The organism is Kribbella sp. NPDC026611 (assembly GCF_040638345.1).
Taxonomy (GTDB): Bacteria; Actinomycetota; Actinomycetes; order Propionibacteriales; family Kribbellaceae; genus Kribbella.
The window spans coordinates 16,057-36,172 of the sequence record NZ_JBEZYC010000003.1 but is presented as its reverse complement, the minus strand read 5'-3'; the positions used below and the strand labels follow the sequence as shown (position 1 = coordinate 36,172).

Below are 20,116 nucleotides of genomic sequence, written 5' to 3'. Positions count from 1 at the left end.
GGGAGCGAGCTCGCCCGGGGTCTCCGTGACAATGCTCGTGATGACAACTCTTGCTGACATTCTGCGTCGGGTCGAAAAGGGCGTGTACCCACCCCCGGACCTCGGCGTCAGCGTCGTACCCGCGCCGGCCGACCGCGAGTGCTGCGTGGTCGCGTTCAGCGGTCACATCGTGATCGCCGCCGACGTCGACCCGGCCTGGGTCGCGGAGCGGGTCCCACCGGGCGACCTCGCCGCCCCGACCAACCCGCCGTTCCTCTCCGCCCTCGCGGAACTCACCGGCCGCCGCGTCAGTTCCATTGACGCCATGCTTCTGGCCCCCGCCCTCACCGACCCCGCCGAACGCACCACCGCCACCGCAACCCTGACCGAGCTGACCAACCTGAACCACCCCCGGGTGGACCGAGCCTGGCGCTACCGCGAAGAAGTCCGCGTGTACGGCGCCAACCCCGGCCACGCGGACACCGGCGTCGGCCTCGGGGGCCTGGTGATCATCGGGCGCGGGTTGGCCGGCCGGCTCGAGTGCGCGATCGAGGTACCGCCGGCAGACCGCGGCCACGGCACCGGCCGCCGCCTGGCCTACGCCGCCCGCGCCCTCATCCCGCCGACCACCAGCATCTGGGCCCAGGTAACCCCCGGCAACGCCGCCTCCTTCCGCACCTTCCTCGCAGCCGGCTACAAACCGGTCGGATCCGAGGCTCTCCTGGTCAAATGACCTACGGCCCAGTAGAGCCCGACGAAACGCCGACCCGGCTGACAACTGCGGTCTAGCCCCCTAGGGTCGAACAGGTAGTGCGGGGGATCGGCTGGCGTTCCGGGGGTCGGATGCTTGACGCGCTTGTGCATCAGGGCAAGTTCGGTGAGGACTATGTTCGGGTCCTCGCGTCCGCGGCCGGCCTGCTGGTTTCCAAGGACGATGTCGACCACGACGGCGTCGACCTCTGCATCAAGCTGCCGGGCCAGTCGCTGCGCGGCTGGGCGCCGATGATCGAGGTGCAGATCAAGACCACCTCCCGCCCACGGCGCCGCGCGGCCGCGTTCGACTACGACGGCCTCAACCAGAAGCAGTTCAACCGTCTCGCCGGCGCGAACTTCGTCGTACCGCGGTATCTGTTCCTGATCATCGTGCCGAAGGACGCAGCGGAGTACGCCGCGCTCAACACCGGTGGCCTGCTGCTGCGCGATGTCGGGTACTACGTCTCGCTCCGCAACGAGGAGCTGATCGAGCAACCGAGCAGCGCGAAGCACGTCCGGATCGACGTACCGACGGCGAACGTGCTGACCGTCAACACGCTGCGCCGGCTGATCAGCGCCGATCCGGACCAGGACCGCGGATGACCGAGATCAGCGTTGGTGACGTCAACGAATATCTGGCCGACGCCGGCTGGTCGCGCACGGAACAGATCTGGCACGGCGCCACAATCTGGTCGAACGGCTCCGACGAGGTCCTCGTCCCGCCGCGGGACGGAATGGGTGACGGCGTGGCTCGGCTCCGCGAGCTGCTGGCGACCCTGGGACACGTCGAGAACCGCCCGGTCACCGAGGTGGCCCGCGACATCGCCTATCCCCTGATCGACTCGACCGTCTACGTGTCCCCGGCCGCGGCCGGCCCTGAGGGCTTCGTCCCCCTGAACTCGGGCCTGGGCGCGCTCCAGGGCGTACACGGCATGCTGCGAACCGCAGCAGCGGAGGTGTTGTCCGCACCGCGGTTCCAGAGTGGGACGGACAACGCTGTGGCCGACCTGCTCCGGGGTGTTCAGCTTGGCACCGTTACCAGCGAGCAGATCGCCTGGGCATTTGCGATCCCGATCCAGTTCGGACCCAACGGCTACCCGGTCGGCCGCCAGGTGCTCTTGCGCATGTATCAAGCCGCCACCGCGGTACGGCGTGCGCTCGACGTCGGCAATCCGCGATGGGAGCTCGCCGGCGCGGTTGACTCCGAGTTCTGCACGGCGCTGAGCACGCTCGCCGGCGAGGAGCTGACTCGGCCGTTCCAGCTCGAGTTCCACTGGGGTCGCGGGGTCCCGTCCGAACTGCCCGATCAGCTCCTGGCGTTCCCCGCCGGTGCGGGTGAGGCCATCCAGGACATCTCACGACAGCTCGACGAGCGGCTGAGCCTGCCCGCGGCATCAGTGCACGTGCCCGAGCTGGATGGGCCGGCGACCATCGTGGGCCAGATCGAGGCTTTGCACGACAGCGCGACCGGTGACGACCGCTGGCGTGTCAAGGTACGCGGCCAACTGACAGCCGGGGACCGCCGGCCGACGCGGCGAGTGATCTGGGTCCGTCTGGCCGAGCAGGCGGACTACGAGCTGGCACTGGCCGCTCACCAAGGTCAGAAGCGCATCGAGGTCACCGGTACGTGGACCGACCGCATGCGGCCCGTGCGCATCCTCGCCGACGCCGGTGGCATCCGTGTTCTCGATCAGCAGGACCCGCAGTGACGTACGAGCAATTGACCGACCGACCCGGAGGACCGACCTGTGCCCGCTGAATCGCTGACCCTCAAGGAGCGCTCAGTGCTGCTCGCACTGATGGCCGAGGCGCGACCCCTCACCAACGCGCAGCTCCGAGAGACCGCCGGGCTCAGCCTGGACGGTCCGAGCAGGTACAAGCTGAATGACCTCAAGCTGGTGACCAGCCGCAAGGAGGGCCGCGCGTTCGTCCACGAGCTCACCGACGACGGGAGCGCCTGGTGCACGAAGGAGCTCGGCTCGGAGCGCCCTGATCGGGCCGGATCGGTCGGAGGTGCGCTGTACGCCGTACTGGGCGCCTTGCAGCGCTATCTGCAGCGAACTGGGCAGGTGCTGGCCGATCTGTTCCCAGCGCCCACCGAAGAGCAGGACGTGGAGAGCCAGATCAGAGCCGCCTACCAGAAGGTCAGTGCGGCGTCAGGACTGCCCTGGGTGGGTCTTGCTGCCCTCCGCGCCGAGCTGCCGCACCTCCCACGTGAGGAGGTCGACGCAGCGCTGCAGAAGCTCTCCCGCGAGCCAGGCGTCCATGTGCAGGCGGAGGCGAACCAGCAGGCCCTCACCGACGCCGACCACGAGGCCGCGGTCCGGTTCGGCGGTAGCAGCCGCCACCTCCTGAACATCGAGAACCTATGAGGGATGACGAACGCGCCGCGCTGACCGCTGTGCAGTTCAACTGGGCGGTCACTCCGGACGCGATCTGGACTCCAGCGGAGCATCACGTGGCCGGCCTGCACGCGAACGTCATCGGGACGGTACTGGCGTCTGTCGCCACGGCGCGACGGAGCACGAGCGGTAGCCCGATCGGGATCGCACTGGAGGGCGAGAAGGGCGTCGGCAAGACCCATCTGCTCGGCTGGGTCCGGCAACAGGTCCAGGAGACCGAGGGGTACTTCTTCCTGATCAAGCTGGTCAATGGTGCGTCGTTCTGGCCAAGCGCGGTCCGCGGCATCCTCGACGGTTTCCATCCTGGTCAGGGCGACCAGCTGACTGTCCTGCTGAGTCGGCTCGGCGAGCTTGCCGGCCTCGATCCTGAGCTCCAGGCCGGTCTGCGGGGTCAGCGGGCGGCCAGCCGGGTGGACCTCGATGCCTTCATTGCTGGGCTCAAGCGGATCGACGCCCGGGTCGGTTCGGACTGTCAGAACACCGCACGCGCCCTGGTGCTGTACCGGAGCCCTGACCCAGCTGCTCAGGAGGTCGGCTACAGCTACTTCGAGTTGGACGGCGACGTCGAGGAGAAGGACCGCGACGTCTGGGGCTTCCGGCGTGGCCGGCGGCTGCCGCAACAGATCCTAGGCGACCTGTCCCGCCTGTTGGCCCTTACTGGGCCCACGGTGCTTGCGGTCGACCAGATCGACAGCGTGATGGCACAGGTCGCGCCAGGCCGCACGGACAGTACTGCGGGACGCGACGCGAGGAACCGCCTGGTCAATGAGCTGGCAGACGGCCTGATGGAGCTCAGGGAGCTGACACAGCGCACGCTGACGGTAGTGGCCTGCATACCGGCGACGTGGCAGCTGATCCTCAATGTGGCGACCAGTCCGGCAGCGGACCGCTTCCGGGTCGTCCGGATGCAGAGCCAGCTGCCGGAGCCAGGTATCGCGGTCGATCTGGTGGCGCGGCGGCTCGCTGGGCTGTATTCGGCGGCCGGCTTCACCCCGCCGTACACCACCTGGCCCGTACTGCGCTCGGCGTTCGAGAACGACGGTGCGCGGGACTACACCCCCAGGCGGCTGCTGCAGCGAGTCGACGCGCACATTCGAACGTGTCTCGAGACGGACAGGCTGGTCGAACTTGCCAGTCTGGACGAGCAAGCCGAGCCAGCGCCGGTGCGGCCGGGCAAGCACTCGGCACCTTCTGGGCTCGCCAGGCTCGATGCCAAGTTCGCCGAGCTGCGGGAGACGGCGGACATCGACGCGGCCCTGGACCCCAAGACGGAGGACCAGCGCATTCCGAATCTGCTGGCTGCCGCGTTGAGCGCGTACATCGCGGAGCTTGGGGAGGGTGGTCAGGACTTCGAGCTGGACCCGCAACCGGGGACGAAGCCGGCATTGCACGCCCGCTTGCGACGGACGCTGGACGAGCAGACCGACGACGAGATGCATTGGTCCTTCCGCGCGATCGCGAGTGAGCACGCCCGGGCGGCGCTGACACGGTTGCGCGCCGCGCGTACGGAGGCCGGTCTCGAGCCGGGGATGCCGAAGCGGAACCTGGTCGTGCTGCGCAACACCCCGTGGTCGGGCGGACCGAAGACGCGGGAGGAGATCGCGGAGTTCGCCGCTGCGGGCGGGCTGTCACTCCCGCTCACGGTCGAGGATCTGAAGACCTTCTCGGCCCTTGATGCGCTCCGGCGGCGCCCTGATCCTGGCTTCCTACAGTGGCTGGTCGCGCGCCGGCCGGCCGGCTCATCCGAGCTCTTCCGCCGCGTGTTCCCGGCCGGCGAAGCGGTCGTTTCGCGCCCGGAACAGTCGACGGTCGAGCAGCCTGTCGCGGAGCCGCCTCCCGCGGAGCAGCCTGCCGCGGAGCAGCCGCTTGCTCGTCGCCGTACCGGGTCGGCTCCGGTCGCGACGTCGGCAGCTGAGCCGATGGTTCCGATCGGCCGCGCCGGTCGAGCGGAGTACGTCGTGCCGCTGCAGTCGCTCCGGAAGCACGTGGTCACATTCGCCGGGTCTGGATCGGGCAAGACCGTGCTGCTGCGTCGGCTGATCGAGGAATGCGCGCTGCACGGGGTGTCCTCGATCGTGCTCGATCCCAACAACGACCTGGCGCGGTTGGGGGACGCCTGGCCGGAAGCGCCGACGGGCTGGGCGGAGGGCGACGCGGAGAAGTCCCGTGAGTACCTGGCCGGCACCGATGTGGTGGTGTGGACGCCGCGGCGGTCCAAGGGCCGTCCGCTCGCGTTCCGTCCGCTCCCGGACTTCAGCGATGTCCTGGACGACGCCGACGAGTTCACAGATGCCGTCGACGCCGCCGTGGCCGGCCTGATGCCGCGGACACAGCTCACTGGGCGCAAGGTCAAGACCGGACAGGCGGTCCTCACCGAGGCGCTGCGGTACTTCGCCCGCGACGGTCAGGCCGACCTGCGTGATTTCATCGAGCTCCTGTCCGACCTCCCGCACGGCGTGAGCAGCCTGCGCACCGCACCCAAGGTGGCTGCGGACATGGCTGAGGCGCTGATGGCGGAAATGGTGAACGATCCGCTCTTCGGTGGCGCCGGGCAGCCGCTCGACCCGGGGGTTCTGCTGACCCCGGCCGACGGTTACCGCGCCCGGGTCTCGGTGATCAGCTTGGTCGGACTGCCCAGCGATGACCAGCGGCAGAGCTTCGTGAACCAACTGCAGATGGCGCTGTTCGCCTGGATCAAGCGGAATCCAGCCGGTGACCGGCCATTGGGTGGCCTGCTGGTCATGGACGAAGCGCAGACGTTCGCGCCGACGGCACCCGCTACGGCCTGTACCGCCAGCACTCTCGCCCTGGTCGCGCAGGCGCGCAAGTACGGACTCGGCCTGGTCTTCGCGACGCAGGCGCCCAAGGGGCTGCACAACCGGATCCCTGGCAATGCCACGACGCAATTCTTCGGATTGCTCAATTCCGGTGCGCAGATCAATGCGGCGGTAGAGATCGCCAAGGCCAAGGGCGGCCGCGTCGACGACATCGGTCGCCTGTCGGCCGGAAACTTCTACGCCGCCAAGGAAGGACATGCCCCCGAGAAGATCCGGGTCCCGATGTGTCTGAGCTACCACCCACCCAGTGCGCTGACCGCCGACGAGGTCGTCGAACGGGCCCGACGGGCCTGAATACCTCCTGGTCAAGTGACCAGCAGGTTAACAGGGAACGGATTGTTGCTGACAGCATCAAAGTACACAGCTGTGGACAACTCTGGGGACAGTCCGTCGCGGAAGCAGCCGTAGTACGGGCCTGTGGATAACTTCCGCGGCGGTTCTCCGATTCTTGGCAGCCTTAGGTCGTGAGGTTGTCGAGCGATCGGGGAGCCGGATGAGCAAGAACACGAACGAAGCGCAGTCACCGTACGGCCCGGGCTTCATCGCGGCCTGCATCGTGGTCGGCGCGGTCCTCCTGTGCGGCGCGGTGCTGCTCATCAGCAACCTGACGTCGGCGGGCGGGGCTGCTGCTCAGGCGCAGACCGGGGTTGACGCAGGCACGGCGGCCGGCGGGGGTGCGGCGGGTGGCGCGGCGGTGGGTACGGGTACGGCGGCTGAGACTGGGAGCCCCGCGACGCCGGTGAACCCCACTGGCCCGACTGGCTCAACGGGCTCAACGGGCTCTCGGCGGCCGGGAGGCGGCGCCGGTTGCGGCCTCCCCGGTGGGGACCAGGCGGTGCCGACGAAGGCGCCGGTGGTGGACGGGTGGGACGTCAGCCGGCGGGTCGTCGTACCGCGATCGGCGACGTACGGGCCGACCAGGACCGACTCAGACGGCTTCCGAAGATGCTTCGCGCACTCGCCGACCGGTGCCGTGTACGCCGCCTACAGCGCCCTCGCCGCGCTTGCGGACGCCGACAAGCAGGTCGCCACAGCGCGCAAGCTGATGCTGCCCGGCCCGGACACCGAGGCTCTGATCCGCGAGGTGCAGGAGGATCCGTCCAACAGCGGGTACGCCGCCCCTCAGCCGGGCGGGTACCGCGTGGTCGACGCGGGACCGGATCGCGTCACGGTGATGCTCGCCGTACCGGTCGAGACGGCGTACATGAGCCTCACCCTGACGCTCGTCTGGCACGACGATGATTGGCGCCTCCAACCACCTGCCCGCGGCGAGGCAGTGGGCGCGCCGTTCTCCCAGCACAAGGACCTGTCCGACTTCGTCCCGTGGAGTGGTGTCTGATGTGCGGAAATCTCGAGCTCGCCTGTCAGATCAAAGCCGGCTTCGTCGCCGCCGGGACGAACGTCATGGATCAGCTGAACGACCAGGCCAGTCAGGCGGCTCTGCATACTCTCGACTCGGCCACCTTCTGGCTGTACCCGAAGTCGGCGCCGGTCGCGACGGAGCACGGTGATACCTGGACGACCACCACGGCGGTCGGTTTCGTGCAGGACAGGCTGCTCAGTGTCACGATCGCGGTGTTCACGCTGGCGATCATCGTGGCCGGCATGCGGATCGCCTGGGAGCAGCGGGCACGCCCGTTGCAGGAGCTGCTGAAGGCTGTCCTGATCTTCGTCGTGGTTGCCGCGGCGGGTACGGCGACCATGCAGGTCTTGATCGACTGGTCCGACGGGTTCGCGACCTGGCTCATGGGCGAGACCCGTTCGAATGTCTCGCTGGCGAATGCGTTCGGCGGACCGGTAGATGCCGACGGGAAGGCGAAGCAGCTCGTCTCGAGCACGGTGCCGGTGCTGCTGGCGATGTCGATGTCGCTGCTGGTGATGATCTCCGGACTTGTGCAGATGGTCCTGATGCTGGTGCGGACGGTGATGCTCGTGCTGCTGTCCGGCGCGTTCCCGCTCGCGGCTGCGGCGACCAACACGGAGCTCGGGCAGACGTGGTTCCGGAAGTTCTGCGGGTGGTCGCTGGCGTTCATCGCGTACAAGCCGGCGGCGGCGCTCGTGTACGCCACAGCCATCAAGCTGACGCAGACGGACCTGCTGGGCGGCGGCGACGCGATCGTGCAGGCGATGACCGGGATGATGATGCTCCTGATGGCAATCCTCGCCCTGCCTGCCCTACTGCGCTTCATGGTCCCAGTCACGGCAGCCGTCGCGGGCGGGAGCGCAGGAATGGGCAGCTCGTCCGTAGACCCAGGCGGAGCAGCCTCCGGCGCAATCAACGTAGGCCGCTCCTTCTCCACCCGCCTCGGCGGCGCCCGGGCAGGTGGTGCCGGAGGCGGAGCCGGGGCCGGTGGCGGAGGTGACGCCGGGGCTGGTGGCGGCGGGGCAGGTGGCGGCGCTGGGGCCGGTGCGGGTGGCGGCGGTGGCGCGTCCGGCGCCCGGGCCGTCGGATCGGCACTAGGTGCCGCCGCAGGAACTGCCGGCGTCGGCCTAGCCGCCGCCCGCAAGACCGCCGGCGCCCTCGCCGGCGCAGTCTCACACTCATCCGGCGAAAGCGCCGGCGGCTCAATCACCCCACCCTCAGCCACCGGCCCCATGACCGCCCGCCGCCCATCCCCCTCCGGCACCAGCCGCCCCACCCACTCGGGCGCAAGCCCGCCCTTCTCCACCGCAAGCTCCGACCCACCACCCGAGGGCCCATCAGGCTCCAACCCCTCAACCCCCACCTTCGCAACCCCCAGCCCAACAGGCGCCGCCCCGTAGACACCCAGTTCCGCGAAACTCCGACCCCGAGCGCACCCCCTGTCCTCCGAACCACGAGATCCCCCACCCACAAGCCCGACCTGGTACTCGGACCCAGATGCTCAAACCAGCGCTCGGAACCGGACGCCGCGGACCACAGGTTGCGCGAAGCCGAACGCTGCGGACCCTGGGGTGCCCGGAACCGGGGGTCTCGGGCTGGCATCCTCGGGCCCGGGGGTCCTCGGGGTCGGGGTGCTCGGGATCGGGGTGCTCGGGATCGGGGTGCTCGACGTCGGCGTGCTCGGAGCCAGGTACTCGGGCTCGGGCTTTGGCCCGTCGACCCGTCCCCTTGCTGACCTCCGGTCCCGGGGCTCAGCTTCCTAGAACTGCTCTTAGGAGCTTGCGGAGCCGGTGCCGATACCGGCGCCGGACCCAGTGCCCGGACCCGGTGCTCGGGTTCTGGGTCCGTGGGCTCGTCGACTCGCCCGAAGTCCCGAGCCGGCCGTGCGGGCTTAGGTTCCTAGAACTCCTGGCTAGTCTCGGGGCAGTTTGGCGGTGGGGGTTAGGCGGGGGGAGTGTTCTAGACCGGTTGGGATTGTAGGGGGTTTGGGGCGTAGGTTGGGGCTCGGGAAGTTTGCGGTTGTGGGTCGATGTGTAGCCGAAAGGTCACCCCGTGTAGCGAAGTGACCTAGTCAGCTAATAGAGTCCGCGCATGACCATCGCGCCTTCGCTTTGCTCGCCCCTAGCGCTCGCCGATGCAGAACCCACTCGCGCCGCCGAACCTTGGGAAAGCGACGTGCTGACGGCCTACGGTCTGCTGCGAGAAGCCGCAGCTGAGCTGGATCACCTGATGCGCCATTCCCTGAAGCGCAGTGGACTGCAAATGGCAATGTTCGAACTGTTGCTGCGGCTTGCCCGCAGCCACGGGGAGAAACAGCGTCTCACCTCCCTTGCCCGGGAGTTGACCGTCACCACCGGCGGCATCACCCGGCTGGTCGACCGCGCCGAGAACCTCGGCCTGGTCCGGCGGGAGCCATGCCCCGACGATGCCCGCGGCTCGTTCGCCGTCCTGACCGAGGAGGGGAAGCGGCGGCTGCGCGACGCACTGCCGGATCACCTCCTCGAGATCGACAGCCTCTGGATGTCCCAGTTGGCCGACGAACGCGACGTCGTACTCGGCAAGCTCCGCCGGGTCCGGGACAACGCCCGTCGCTGGCCGAACGGCCGGCCCGGGCTCGGACCGATCACCCCTGACCGCATCTGAACTCCCCGACAACTGGATAAGCATTACCCGCGACTAACGGATGGGGCGCCCGACTGGTGTTGGGCGCCCCGCCGCGTAATGGTTGAGCAGTGAAGCAGAACCGATCGGGCCGATCGGACACGGCGGCTCGCCCTAACGTCACCCGTTGGCGAGGCGCCCTCGGTGGCGTCCTGTCGGCACTCGCCGGTTTGGCGGTCGGCAGCGTCGCGGCCGGCATCCTCGGTACGCCGCTGACGCCGGTCGTCGCGATCGGATCGGCGTTCATCGACCGCGTCCCACCGTGGCTGAAGGACCTCGCGATCTCCTGGTTCGGCACCCACGACAAGGACGCGCTCCGCATCGGCATCCTGATCGTCGTCAGCGCCCTCGCCGCACTCGGCGGTGTGCTCGCCGTACGCCGGTACTGGGCCGGCGCGCTGATCACCGTCGTACTGACGGTGGCCGCCGTGATCGCCGCCTTCACCCGCGCGGACGCCGGACAGACGGGGATCCTGCCGTCGCTGCTCGCCGGTCTCACCGCGCTCGGGATCCTGCGGCTGTTCAGCCGGCGGCTCGAACCGCTGATCGACTTCCCCGACGACGGCACCAGCCGCCGCGGCTTCCTGCAACTGGGGGCCGGGGTCGCCCTCGGCTCGGTCGCGGCCGGCCTGCTCGGGCGCGTCGTCAGCGGCAACCGCGCGGCCGTCGCCGACGCCCGGAAGACCCTCAACCTGCCGCAGCCGTCGAGCCTCGACCCGCCGCCCGGCGTACAGGCGGACGGCGCCGTACCGTGGGCGACCCCGAACGACGACTTCTACCGGATCGACACGGCCCTGTCGGTCCCGCAGATCGTGCCGGCGGACTGGAAGCTGCGGATCCACGGCATGGTCGACCGCGAGCTGACGCTGACGTACGACGACCTGCTGAAGCGCCCCGTGATCCACAAGTGGGTCACGTTGACGTGTGTCAGCAACGAGGTCGGCGGCGACCTGATCGGCAACGCGTTGTGGAGCGGCGTACTGCTGAAGGACCTGCTCGAGGAAGCGGGACCGGCGAAGAACGCGGATGCGATCCAGTCGACGTCGAAGGACGGGTTCACCGCCGGTACGCCGTTGCCGACGCTGCTCGACGACCGGCAGGCGATGCTTGCGTTCGCGATGAACGGGCAGCCGTTGCCGGTCGAGCACGGGTTCCCAGTGCGGATCGTCGTACCGGGGCTCTACGGGTACGTGTCCGCGACGAAGTGGCTGGTGGACATCGAGGTGACGCGGTTCGACCAGTTCCAGGCGTACTGGACGCCCCGCGGCTGGTCGGCGCTCGGACCGATCAAGCTGTCGTCACGGATCGACACCCCGCTCGGGAAGAAGGTCGAGCCGGGCCCGGTGACGGTTGCCGGAGTGGCCTGGGACCAGCACGTCGGCGTGTCCAGGGTCGAGGTCCGCGTCGACGGTGGCCCTTGGCAACAAGCCACGCTGGCCACCGATCCGTCGATCGACACCTGGCGGCAGTGGCACTGGACATGGGATGCGCCCCGCGGTCAGCATCTGCTGCAGGTACGGGCGTTCGACGGCCAGGGCAAGCCTCAGATCGAGTCCTCGGCTCCACCTGCGCCCGACGGCGCAACCGGCCTGCACACCATCAGCGTGAAGGTCGGCTGACCCGGAGCCCGGCGATCGCCACCTCCAGGCCGAGGCCGCGACGATCCGGTGGGAGACGGCTCTCGGTTGCGAGTACGCCGGCCAGGATCGCGTGTACTTCGGCCGCCGTGACGTCTCGCCGTACCAGTCCCGCACGCTGCGCGTCGGCGAGCAGCACCTCGAACGCACGGGACAACCGGGCGGCAGACTCGGCGCCATCGGTGCCCAGCGTGCCGTCGAGGGCGGCGGACAGGACGAGGTTGTCGCGGCCCGAGTCGACGAGCTCGGCGAGGTAGGCGAAGAAGTCGTCGGCCTCGGCCGCGCGGTCGGCCAGTTCGTCGAGCCGGTCGGCGATCACCGCACTGACCAGCGCTTCCTTGGTGGGGAAGTGCCGGTGCACGGTCCCCGCACCGACGCCGGCGCGCTCGGCGATCGTGTCGAGCGGTACGTCGACGCCGTCCTGAGCGAACGCCGCCCGCGCAGCGCTCAGGATCCGCGCGCGATTGCGGACAGCGTCGGCACGTGGGCTCACGCAAACTCCTCCTAGCTAACCGGGGCGAGCGCCCCGTATATTTAGCGGGGCGATGACCCCGTTTAGTTTAGGAGATCGAGATGGTGCTCGCAGTAACCGGAGGCCACGGCGAGTTCGGCGCGGCCGTACTCACCCACTTGAAGACGCTGACGGACGAGCCGGTCGTTGCGACCGTGCGCGCACCCGGCGAACCGCGACGTGGTGGGCAGGACGAAGGCGGCGGTGTGGCGGGGGTGGAGTATCGGCCTGGTGATTTTGCGGATCCGGAGACGTTGGCCCGGTCGCTCGAGGGTGTGGACAGCGTTCTTGTCAATGCGACGTTCTTCGGGGCGGATCCATCGCGGCGGGAGCCGCTGGTGCGGGCGGCGATCGGTGCTGCGGTGGAGGCCGGCGTGGGGCGAATTGTGTTGACCAGCTGGCCGCAGCCAGCGGCGATGCCGACCGTGCAGGACTACGCGGCGCTCGAGGAGGCCGTGCGGGAGTCGGGGCCTCAGTGGACGAATCTGCGGATGAGTGTTGGGCTGGCTGATGCGCTCGCGCGGGATGTGGTGTGGGGGCGGAAATCAGGTGAGCTGGTTGCCCCAGCTGCTGGCGCGGTGGTGACTCCGGCGGCGTTGAGGGAGCTTGCCGAGGCGTCTGCGGCTGTGCTTGTGCAGCCGGACTTCGCGGCGGAGGTGCTCGAGTTGAGCGGGCCGGACGCGATCGGCTGGGACGAGTTGGCAGCGTTGGCCGGAGTATCGTTCCGTGCGGTCACGGACGACGAGTTCATTGCCTATGTCAGCGGGACCTTCCAGTTGCCCGACCCGGTCGCACGTCAATTGGCTGCGCTGTACGCCGACTTCCGCGGCCCGTGGGCCAGTACGCCGACCAGCACCCTGGCCGAACTGCTGGGACGTCCGGCGACACCCGGCATCGACGCCGTACACCAACGAGTCAGCCGCTTCCCCAGCTAACCCAGCGCCGTACCTCTTCAGGGCTTGGTGATGGCGGACAGGACCATGGGTAGGAAGGTGTGTTCGAGCTCGCCGGCCGGGACCTTGCGGGGCTCGAGGAGGCTCTGGGAGCGAGCGCCCTCGTGGAGGGCGATGACCATGCGGACGAACTGCTCGGCGGGGACGGTGAGGGTCAAGTTGCTGGTCGCGCAGATGCGCTCGACCAGGCGGGTCAGGCTCTCGCGAAACATCGCCCGCTGCTGGTTGAGCGCCCGCGCCGCCTCCGGGTCGCGCAGTGCGTGCAGGGTGAACTCGGTCGAGATCAGGTGCCACTGCCGCTGGTCCGGCGCAGTGTCGTCCAGCAGGCCCAGGACGGCGTCCAGGAGCGTCCCGGGCTGGTTGGCCAGGTCGGGCAGCAGGCTCTCGATCTGCTCGAGCAGGCGGTCTGTCGTGGCCTGGAAGAGGGCCAGGACCAGCTCGTCCTTGGACGCGAAGTTCGAGTAGAAGGCGCCGCGGGTGAACCCGGCGCGCTCGCAGATGTCCTCCACCGACGCGCCGTGGAACCCGCGCTCGGCGAAGACCTCGAGGGCTCCCTCGAGCAGTCGGGCCCGGGTGTTGGAGCGGCGGCGCTTGGGCGTTTCCATCTCCATAGGATACAGTTCTGTATTGAATACACAACCGTATTGAACGGGGATCTCAGATGGAGCTCCAGGCCACCGCGATCAGCGTGCACGGTCCGCACGCGTCGATGCTGGACGCCACGTCGGTGCAGGTCGCGGATCACCAGGTCGTGCTGCTGACGGGGTACCCGGGTCCGGGGCACGTCGCGGCTGCGCTGGGGCTGTCCGGTCGGCTGAAGCCCGACACCGGCATGGTTCGGCTGGACGGCAACCCTGACCTCGCTCTGCTCCGTCGACGGGTCGCCGCGGTCGACGCACCCGGGATCACGGAGCCGGACGACGCACTGCCCGTCCAGACCGTGGTCGGCGAGGAGCTGGCGATCGCAGGCCGCAAGGCGGGGCGGAAGGCCGTTCTGGCGTGGCTGGACGAGCAGGGCGTCGCTGAGCACGCCGGCAAGCGGTTCGAGCACCTGCCGGTCGACGTACGGACCAGACTGCTCGCTGAGCTGACCGTGGCGCGGCCCGACGTACAGGTGGTCATTCTGACGATGCCGGACCGGCATGGTGGCGATCCGCATGCGTGGTTCGCGCTGGGGCGGGAGCTGGCGGGCCGTGGGTACGGCGTGATCATCACGTGCGCCGACGCCTCGGCACGGTTGCTGGACGTGAAGGCGGCACAGATGGGCTCGACCGACCAGCCCGACCCCGTGCAGGTAGCTGCGATCGCTCCGGTCGCACCACTAGAGGCTGTTGAAGACGTGGAAGCTGATGTCGAGGAGGAAGAGGCGTGACCGCGCTGCGGATGGCCCTGAGTGAGTTGCGGCGACTGACGGCTGGGCGGCTGCCCAAGCTGGCCGTGGTCGCACTGCTGCTGGTGCCGGTGCTGTACGGCGGCCTGTACCTCTACGCGAACCACGACCCGTACGGCCGGCTGGACAAGATCCCCACCGCGGTCGTCGTCGAGGACGCGGGTACGACGCTCGCGACCGGGGAGAAGCTGAACGTCGGACCGCAGGTCGCGGACGAGCTGGTGAAGTCGAAGAGCTTCGACTGGCACCAGGTCGACCGGGCCGACGCGACGTCGGGGGTGTCGGACGGGAAGTACGAGTTCGCGCTGGTGCTGCCGAAGTCGTTCTCGGCGGACCTGGCGTCGAGTGCGGAGTTCACGCCGCGGCAGGCGCAGCTGGAGCTGCTGACCAACGACGCGAACAACTACATCGCGCACACGATCGCGAACCAGGTCGTGGCGCAGGTGACCAAGACTGTGGCGTCGCAGGTGAGCGAGACGGCGGCGAGCAAGCTGCTGGCCGGGTTCAACACGATCCACACGCAGGTCAGTTCGGCGGCCGCCGGGGCGGCGCAGTTGCAGAGTGGGCTGACATCGGCGGCCGCCGGGGTTGACAAGCTACAGACTGGCGCTGGGCAGCTGAACACAGCGCAGAAGGAGCTGTCGGCTGGCGCTACTCAGCTGGCAGACGGTGCTGGTGAAGCTTCGACGGGTGCGGCATCGCTGGCCAACGGCGCGGCTCAGCTGGACAGCGGTCTAGGGACATTGAAGCGGAAGACAGCCGCGCTGCCCAAGCAGACCAAGTCGCTGGCCGCCGGGGCCGATCAGGTTGCTGACGGCAATGAGAGGGTCGCTGGCGTCGGCCGGCAGGTTGCTACCGCATCGTCGACGCTGGTGAAGGACCTCAGCACCTTTGACAAGGGTTTGGCCGCACGGCTGAAGGCGCGTGGGTTCAGCCAGCACCAGATCAACCAGGTCCTGGCGGAGACGGCGCAGTTGCGCGCCCCCGTCGTACGCGCGAACACGAAGATTCAGTCGACCTCCAAGCAGCTCAACCAGCTCGCTACCGGGGCTCGTAAGGTGTCGAACGGCGCTGCGGCGCTCGCCAAGGCGACGCCTGCGTTGACGTCCGGCATCGGGGATGCGTCCCGCGGTGCACACCAGCTGAGTGGTGGGGCGTCGCAGCTGGAGACTGGCCTTGGCAGCTTGCAGACCGGGGCTCAGAAGCTGGCGGCCGGCGAGAAGCAGGCTGTCGTTGGGCAGGGTCAGTTGCTGACCGGTGTGAACAGCCTGGCCACCGGCGTAGGCAAGCTGAAGACCGGTGCGACCCAGTTGAACACCGGACTGGCCAACGGTGTCAAGCAGATCCCCAACCCGTCCGCTAACCAGCGCAAGGCGGTCGCCGAGACGCTGGGCGCACCTGTCACCCTGCAGAACGTTTCGCAAGCCACAGCCGACAGCTACGGCGCGGGCCTGGCCCCCTTCTTCCTCAGCTTGGCCTGCTGGATCGGGGCGTACGTCCTGTTCCTGCTGGTCCGTCCGCTGTCGCCCCGCGCGCTCGCTGCCCTCCAGTCGCCGTTCCGGGTGGCACTGGGCGGTTGGCTCCCACCTGCCCTCTTCGGCGCGATCCAGGCGACGCTGGTCTTCACCGCTGTCTCGCTTGGCCTAGGTATCCACGCCGCTCACCCGTGGCTGACAGTCGGCTTCCTGATCCTCACGTCCTTCACCTTCGTCGCCATCCTGCATGCGTTGTCGGCGTGGTTCGGTGCCGTAGGCAAGTTCCTCGGCCTGGTGCTGATGGTCGTCCAGCTGGTCAGCGCCGGCGGCACCTTCCCCTGGCAGACCATCCCCCACCCGCTCTACTTCTTCCACCACGCGCTCCCCATGAGCTACGCCATCGACGGCGTCCGCCACCTCATGTACGGCGGCCCCGGCAGCTCCCTGGGCCAGGACCTCCTCGCCCTACTCGCCTGGTTCGCCGCGGCGCTCGCCGCCTCGACCCTCGCAGCCCGCAACCAACGCCTCTGGCCGGCAAAGAAGCTGCAGCCGGAGCTTGTCCTCTGATTCCCTTGAAAACAAGGCATTCTGGGTTTGGAAAGTGTCGGTGGGGGTGCCTAGAGTTGGGGCATGAAGCAGTTGGGTGAGCGGGCGCCGTGGTCGATGAGTGGAGGCGAGTTGCTCTCCACTCTCGACCAGCTGGACGTTGCGATCGCCCAGGCGGAGACGTACCGCTTGCAGGTGATCGCGCGGCTCGACGTCATCGGTCACGCGCGTGAGATCGGTGCGTACGACACGGCGCAGTTGCTGGAGTACCGGTACCGGTTGGATCGTTCGCGGGCTCGTCGGGACGTGCAGTTGGCGCGGGCGTTGCCGAAGTACGACGCTGTTGCGAGCGCCTTGCCTGCTGTAGATGTTGCGGACGAGGTGGTGCTGCGGCCCGCGCAGGCTGAGGCGATCGTGTCTGCGTTGGAGAAGGTGCCGGCCTCGGTTCCTGTTGACGATGTGGTGGTTGCGGAGCGCGAGTTGGTCACGCTCGCTCGGCACCTGTCGCCGTCCGAGCTTCGACGGGCTGGGCAACGGGTCCGCGACCTGCTGGATCCCGACGGGCCGGAACCCGAAGAACAGAAGGCGTATGCGCGCGAGAGCCTCGTCCTGTCGGTCGCGGATCGGGGGGTCAAGTTCCGCGGGTACCTCGCCAATGAGAACGCGGAGTTGCTCCGCAGCTTGATCCACGCCGGCGCCCGTCCGCACAAGACCGGCGATGGAGAGCTCGATCCTCGCTCCCGCGAGAAGCGGCAGGCCGACGCGCTGACGGCGGCGCTGACTGTTGCTGCCGGGGCGTTGGATGCGGGTGACTCCAGCGAGGTCCCTGGGTTTGGCGCGAAGGCGAACATCACGGTCACCATTGACCTCGAGGATCTGAAGGCTGCCGCGGCGGACTCGCTCGGGGACGTGGTGTACGGCGACAGTCTCTCCGCGGCGACCGTACGACGCCTCGCCTGTGACGCGAAGGTGCTACCTCTGGTGCTCGGCAGCAACTCCGAACCCTTGGACGTAGGCCGTTCCGAGCGCCTGGTCACGCGGGCGATGCGCCGCGCCCTCAACGCCCGCGACCGCGGCTGCGTCATCTGCGGCGCCCCACCGCTCAACTGCGACGCCCACCACCTGACCTCCTGGATCGACGGCGGCGAGACCTCCGTCAACAACCTGGCCCTCCTCTGCCGCCGCCACCACCTAGCCACCCACACCGGCGAATGGACCATCACCCTCACCAACGGAGTCGTCCAGGTATCCCGCCCCACCTGGTCCGACCCACCCTCAAGACCTCGAAGACACCTCCCCCCACCCAACCTCATCCCCTGGGCCACTCAGCCACGTGCAACCACACCCCACCACCACCCAACCTACGCAGCCAGCTGAATCCCCTGGCCGAGGCTTGGGCCGGGGCAGCCGGGTGGATAGGAGCAGGCGGGCGGCGTGCAGTGCGCGTGGTCGCGTGGGGTTGTTAGGTGTTGGCGAAGGTGGTGGTTTGGGTTAGGAGGTGGGTGGTGGTGGGTTGGTCGAAGTAGGTGATGAGGGCTTCGTAGGTGCCGGTGGTGGCGGCGGATGGGTCTACTACGTAGCCGTAGTAGCCGTCGGTGTAGCCGATGGCTCGGGTGATGGGGTGGTGGGAGTGGGCCTGGAGGGTGGCTCCGTGGGCGGCGAAGAGTTCTACGGGGAGGTTGATCCAGCAGACGTCGCCCAGGGTGATGACGCTGATGGGGAGCTCCAGCACCGGGGGGAGGTTGGCGGCGGCCATGAGGGCTTGGCCTCGGGCTCCGTCGAGGCGGGTTTGGGAGATGCGGCCGGAGGGGTCGTCGGTGCCGTTGACTCGGCTTTCGGCGGCGACCACCACCTTCTCGGCCTCGTCGGCCGTGGGGATCGTGCGGACCGGGAGGTCGAGGGTGGTACGGCGGATCGCCGGCGCGGACTGCGGAAGCGTGAGCCCGGGACCGGCCAGCGCCTCCCGGACCCGCGCGGCGAGCAGACCGCCCAAGCGAGCGACCTCCGCCGCACCCCGGCCCTGGCGGGTGAAGCGGGGGCTGACGTCGCCGGCCGCACCCTGCAAGAAGCCGACGACAGCGGGGGCCAAGGCAGCACGCGTGGCGCCGGGCCAGTCGGCGGAGTACCGCAGGTTCTCCGGCCCGTACGTCGTCGGGTGGCAGGCGAAGTCCAGCAGCACCGCCTCCAGCGAGCCGGAGAGGGAGTGCAGCGCCAGGATCCCGGCGGTGTTGTCGTGCGGTCCGCTGCGGCTGTGCCGGTTCGTGCCGACTCCGACCACCTCGATCGACCGCCACGACGCGACGGCCGGCCGCCGCTCGAGCAGCGCTCCGCGCACCGCACTCACCAATCCGGACACCAATGACGGCTCCCGATCGGCCGGAATGACCGGGTGGATCTGGCCGGTCCACCCCGACGGCCCCGAGTGCGTGTGCGACGCCGACACCACCACGTGCGACGGCGGGATCCCGGCGGCAGCTCCGGCGGCCGCGGCCAGCTCGGACGTGAGCGCCGTACCGACAGCGATCGCATCGAGCGTGAGCCACAACACACCTGGGTCGTCGACGGTCGACAGCCAGATCAGCGTCGCCCGCAGCGGGTCCGCCGTACCGGTCGAGACGCCGGTGCGCGCGGCGTACCCATCGAGCCGGTGGCCGGGCGGCGGGGTGACGTCCAGAGACGTCGCGGCCAGGAGGAGTTCGCTCACTTCAGGGCTCCAGCGGTCATACCGGCACTGATCTGACGGTGGAAGCCAAGATAAACGGCCAGCACCGGAATTATCGAGATGGTCAATCCCGCGAACAGCCCCGAGAAGTCGCTGTGGTACCCCTGCGTGACCGCGATGTTGGCCAAGCCTTGGGTGACCAGGTACCGCTTCTCGTCGGTGTTCAGTACCAAGGGAAGCAGGTATTCGTTCCACATGCCCAGGAACTGGAAGATCCCGATACTCACCAGCCCCGGCCGCGCCAGCGGGAGCATGATCCGGAACAGCACGCCCCAGTGCGAGCACCCGTCGACGAGCGCCGCCTCCGCCAGCTCCTGCGACTGCGTCCTGAAGAAGGCCGTCAGGAAGAACACCGAGAACGACATCCCGTGCGCGGCGTACACCAGGATCAGCCCGAGGTACGAATTCGTCAGCCCGAGGTTCTGCACCACGAAGAACAGCGGCACCAGCGCCAGGAACCCCGGAAACACCATCCCGGCCACGAAGACGTAGTACAACGCCCGCGCCCCCGGGAAGTCGAACCGCGCCAGCACGTAGGCCACCGCCGACGACAGCAGCAGCGTCAGGACGACGCCGCTGCAGACCACGATCACGCTGTTGAAGAAGTACGTCCCGATGTGCGACTCGTTCCACGCCCGGGAGAAGTTGTCCCACCGCCATCGCGACGGCAGGCTCCACGGGCTGGTGAAGATGTCCTCGTCGGACTTGAACGAGCTGAGCAGCGCCCACAGCAACGGGAACACCACCATCGCGCCCCACACCAGCAGGAACCCCTGCGACACCCCGCCGAGCACCCGCGCGCCGGCCGCGGAGCGCCCCGGCGGATCAGGCGGTACGGCGGGAGCCGCAGCCGGCCGCGCTGGAGAAATGACTGCCACCATGCCTCC

The 20,116-nt window shown here is 68.8% G+C and carries 17 protein-coding genes; 13 read left to right on the top strand and 4 right to left on the bottom strand.

Annotation, left to right across the window (positions count from 1 at the left end):
- The first annotated feature begins 40 nt into the window (after window positions 1-40).
- From AB0E69_RS11980 to AB0E69_RS11940, 9 genes are all read left to right on the top strand, one after another.
- Window positions 41-712 carry a GNAT family N-acetyltransferase gene (locus AB0E69_RS11980; protein WP_360143097.1) on the top strand — a complete coding sequence of 224 codons (672 nt, stop codon included), beginning with the start codon at window positions 41-43 and terminating at the stop codon, window positions 710-712.
- A 110-nt stretch (window positions 713-822) separates the two neighbouring features.
- A complete protein-coding gene (locus AB0E69_RS11975) occupies window positions 823-1,335 on the top strand; it encodes a DUF4365 domain-containing protein (RefSeq protein WP_360143095.1) in 513 nt (170 codons plus the stop codon).
- The gene (locus AB0E69_RS11970; RefSeq protein ID WP_360143093.1) at window positions 1,332-2,441 is read left to right on the top strand and encodes a hypothetical protein; all 1,110 of its coding nucleotides are present in this window, start codon (window positions 1,332-1,334) and stop codon (window positions 2,439-2,441) included. Before AB0E69_RS11975 ends, AB0E69_RS11970 begins: the two co-directional genes overlap by 4 nt.
- 39 nt (window positions 2,442-2,480) lie before the next feature.
- Entirely contained in the window at window positions 2,481-3,104 is a 624-nt protein-coding gene (locus AB0E69_RS11965; RefSeq protein WP_360143091.1) for a hypothetical protein, read from the top strand.
- The gene (locus tag AB0E69_RS11960) at window positions 3,101-6,265 is read left to right on the top strand and encodes a DUF87 domain-containing protein (protein WP_360143089.1); all 3,165 of its coding nucleotides are present in this window, start codon (window positions 3,101-3,103) and stop codon (window positions 6,263-6,265) included. Before AB0E69_RS11965 ends, AB0E69_RS11960 begins: the two co-directional genes overlap by 4 nt.
- Before the next feature lie 199 nt (window positions 6,266-6,464).
- Window positions 6,465-7,310, top strand: a complete 846-nt coding sequence (locus AB0E69_RS11955; protein WP_360143088.1) for a hypothetical protein — start codon at window positions 6,465-6,467, stop codon at window positions 7,308-7,310.
- Window positions 7,310-8,734: a hypothetical protein gene (locus AB0E69_RS11950; protein WP_360143086.1), complete on the top strand. Its 1,425-nt coding sequence runs from the start codon at window positions 7,310-7,312 to the stop codon at window positions 8,732-8,734. Before AB0E69_RS11955 ends, AB0E69_RS11950 begins: the two co-directional genes overlap by 1 nt.
- 691 nt (window positions 8,735-9,425) lie before the next feature.
- Window positions 9,426-9,977: a MarR family transcriptional regulator gene (locus tag AB0E69_RS11945; protein WP_360143084.1), complete on the top strand. Its 552-nt coding sequence runs from the start codon at window positions 9,426-9,428 to the stop codon at window positions 9,975-9,977.
- Window positions 9,978-10,066: 89 nt separating this feature from the next.
- On the top strand, window positions 10,067-11,614 hold the full coding sequence (locus tag AB0E69_RS11940; protein ID WP_360143082.1) for a molybdopterin-dependent oxidoreductase: 1,548 nt from the start codon (window positions 10,067-10,069) through the stop codon (window positions 11,612-11,614).
- On the opposite strand, the gene AB0E69_RS11935 is transcribed toward AB0E69_RS11940, so the two are convergent.
- Window positions 11,595-12,125 (bottom strand): helix-turn-helix domain-containing protein, encoded by a 531-nt coding sequence (locus tag AB0E69_RS11935; protein WP_360143080.1) that lies wholly within the window; start codon window positions 12,123-12,125, stop codon window positions 11,595-11,597. The genes AB0E69_RS11940 and AB0E69_RS11935 overlap by 20 nt on opposite strands.
- Window positions 12,126-12,205: 80 nt before the next feature.
- Here AB0E69_RS11935 and AB0E69_RS11930 point away from each other — a divergent pair, with 80 nt between their 5' ends.
- Entirely contained in the window at window positions 12,206-13,078 is an 873-nt protein-coding gene (locus tag AB0E69_RS11930) for an NAD(P)H-binding protein (protein ID WP_360143078.1), read from the top strand.
- A 17-nt stretch (window positions 13,079-13,095) separates the two neighbouring features.
- On the opposite strand, the gene AB0E69_RS11925 is transcribed toward AB0E69_RS11930, so the two are convergent.
- The gene (locus AB0E69_RS11925) at window positions 13,096-13,701 is read right to left on the bottom strand and encodes a TetR/AcrR family transcriptional regulator (RefSeq protein ID WP_360143076.1); all 606 of its coding nucleotides are present in this window, start codon (window positions 13,699-13,701) and stop codon (window positions 13,096-13,098) included.
- A 56-nt stretch (window positions 13,702-13,757) separates the two neighbouring features.
- Here AB0E69_RS11925 and AB0E69_RS11920 point away from each other — a divergent pair, with 56 nt between their 5' ends.
- The 3 genes from AB0E69_RS11920 to AB0E69_RS11910 all read left to right on the top strand — a co-directional run bounded on the left by AB0E69_RS11920 (window position 13,758) and on the right by AB0E69_RS11910 (window position 17,884).
- Complete coding sequence (locus AB0E69_RS11920) at window positions 13,758-14,468, top strand: hypothetical protein (RefSeq protein ID WP_360143074.1); 711 nt, start codon at window positions 13,758-13,760, stop codon at window positions 14,466-14,468.
- Entirely contained in the window at window positions 14,465-16,528 is a 2,064-nt protein-coding gene (locus tag AB0E69_RS11915; RefSeq protein ID WP_360143072.1) for a YhgE/Pip domain-containing protein, read from the top strand. Before AB0E69_RS11920 ends, AB0E69_RS11915 begins: the two co-directional genes overlap by 4 nt.
- A gap of 63 nt (window positions 16,529-16,591) precedes the next feature.
- Entirely contained in the window at window positions 16,592-17,884 is a 1,293-nt protein-coding gene (locus AB0E69_RS11910; protein WP_360143070.1) for a DUF222 domain-containing protein, read from the top strand.
- Window positions 17,885-17,969: 85 nt separating this feature from the next.
- Here AB0E69_RS11910 and AB0E69_RS11905 read toward each other — a convergent pair whose 3' ends face one another.
- Window positions 17,970-19,211 carry a hypothetical protein gene (locus AB0E69_RS11905; protein ID WP_360143068.1) on the bottom strand — a complete coding sequence of 414 codons (1,242 nt, stop codon included), beginning with the start codon at window positions 19,209-19,211 and terminating at the stop codon, window positions 17,970-17,972.
- Window positions 19,208-20,110, bottom strand: coding sequence for a carbohydrate ABC transporter permease (locus AB0E69_RS11900; RefSeq protein WP_360143066.1), 903 nt, complete (start codon window positions 20,108-20,110; stop codon window positions 19,208-19,210). The genes AB0E69_RS11905 and AB0E69_RS11900 overlap by 4 nt, the downstream gene beginning before the upstream one ends.
- Between the last annotated feature and the right edge of the window lie 6 nt (window positions 20,111-20,116).

Coding starts and splice junctions, on each gene's coding strand:
- AB0E69_RS11980 (WP_360143097.1), top strand. CDS start 41: ATGACAACTCTTGCTGACATTCTGCGTCGGGTCGAAAAGGGCGTGTAC.
- AB0E69_RS11975 (WP_360143095.1), top strand. CDS start 823: ATGCTTGACGCGCTTGTGCATCAGGGCAAGTTCGGTGAGGACTATGTT.
- AB0E69_RS11970 (WP_360143093.1), top strand. CDS start 1,332: ATGACCGAGATCAGCGTTGGTGACGTCAACGAATATCTGGCCGACGCC.
- AB0E69_RS11960 (WP_360143089.1), top strand. CDS start 3,101: ATGAGGGATGACGAACGCGCCGCGCTGACCGCTGTGCAGTTCAACTGG.
- AB0E69_RS11955 (WP_360143088.1), top strand. CDS start 6,465: ATGAGCAAGAACACGAACGAAGCGCAGTCACCGTACGGCCCGGGCTTC.
- AB0E69_RS11950 (WP_360143086.1), top strand. CDS start 7,310: ATGTGCGGAAATCTCGAGCTCGCCTGTCAGATCAAAGCCGGCTTCGTC.
- AB0E69_RS11945 (WP_360143084.1), top strand. CDS start 9,426: ATGACCATCGCGCCTTCGCTTTGCTCGCCCCTAGCGCTCGCCGATGCA.
- AB0E69_RS11930 (WP_360143078.1), top strand. CDS start 12,206: ATGGTGCTCGCAGTAACCGGAGGCCACGGCGAGTTCGGCGCGGCCGTA.
- AB0E69_RS11925 (WP_360143076.1), bottom strand. CDS start 13,701: ATGGAAACGCCCAAGCGCCGCCGCTCCAACACCCGGGCCCGACTGCTC.
- AB0E69_RS11920 (WP_360143074.1), top strand. CDS start 13,758: ATGGAGCTCCAGGCCACCGCGATCAGCGTGCACGGTCCGCACGCGTCG.
- AB0E69_RS11910 (WP_360143070.1), top strand. CDS start 16,592: ATGAAGCAGTTGGGTGAGCGGGCGCCGTGGTCGATGAGTGGAGGCGAG.
- AB0E69_RS11900 (WP_360143066.1), bottom strand. CDS start 20,110: ATGGTGGCAGTCATTTCTCCAGCGCGGCCGGCTGCGGCTCCCGCCGTA.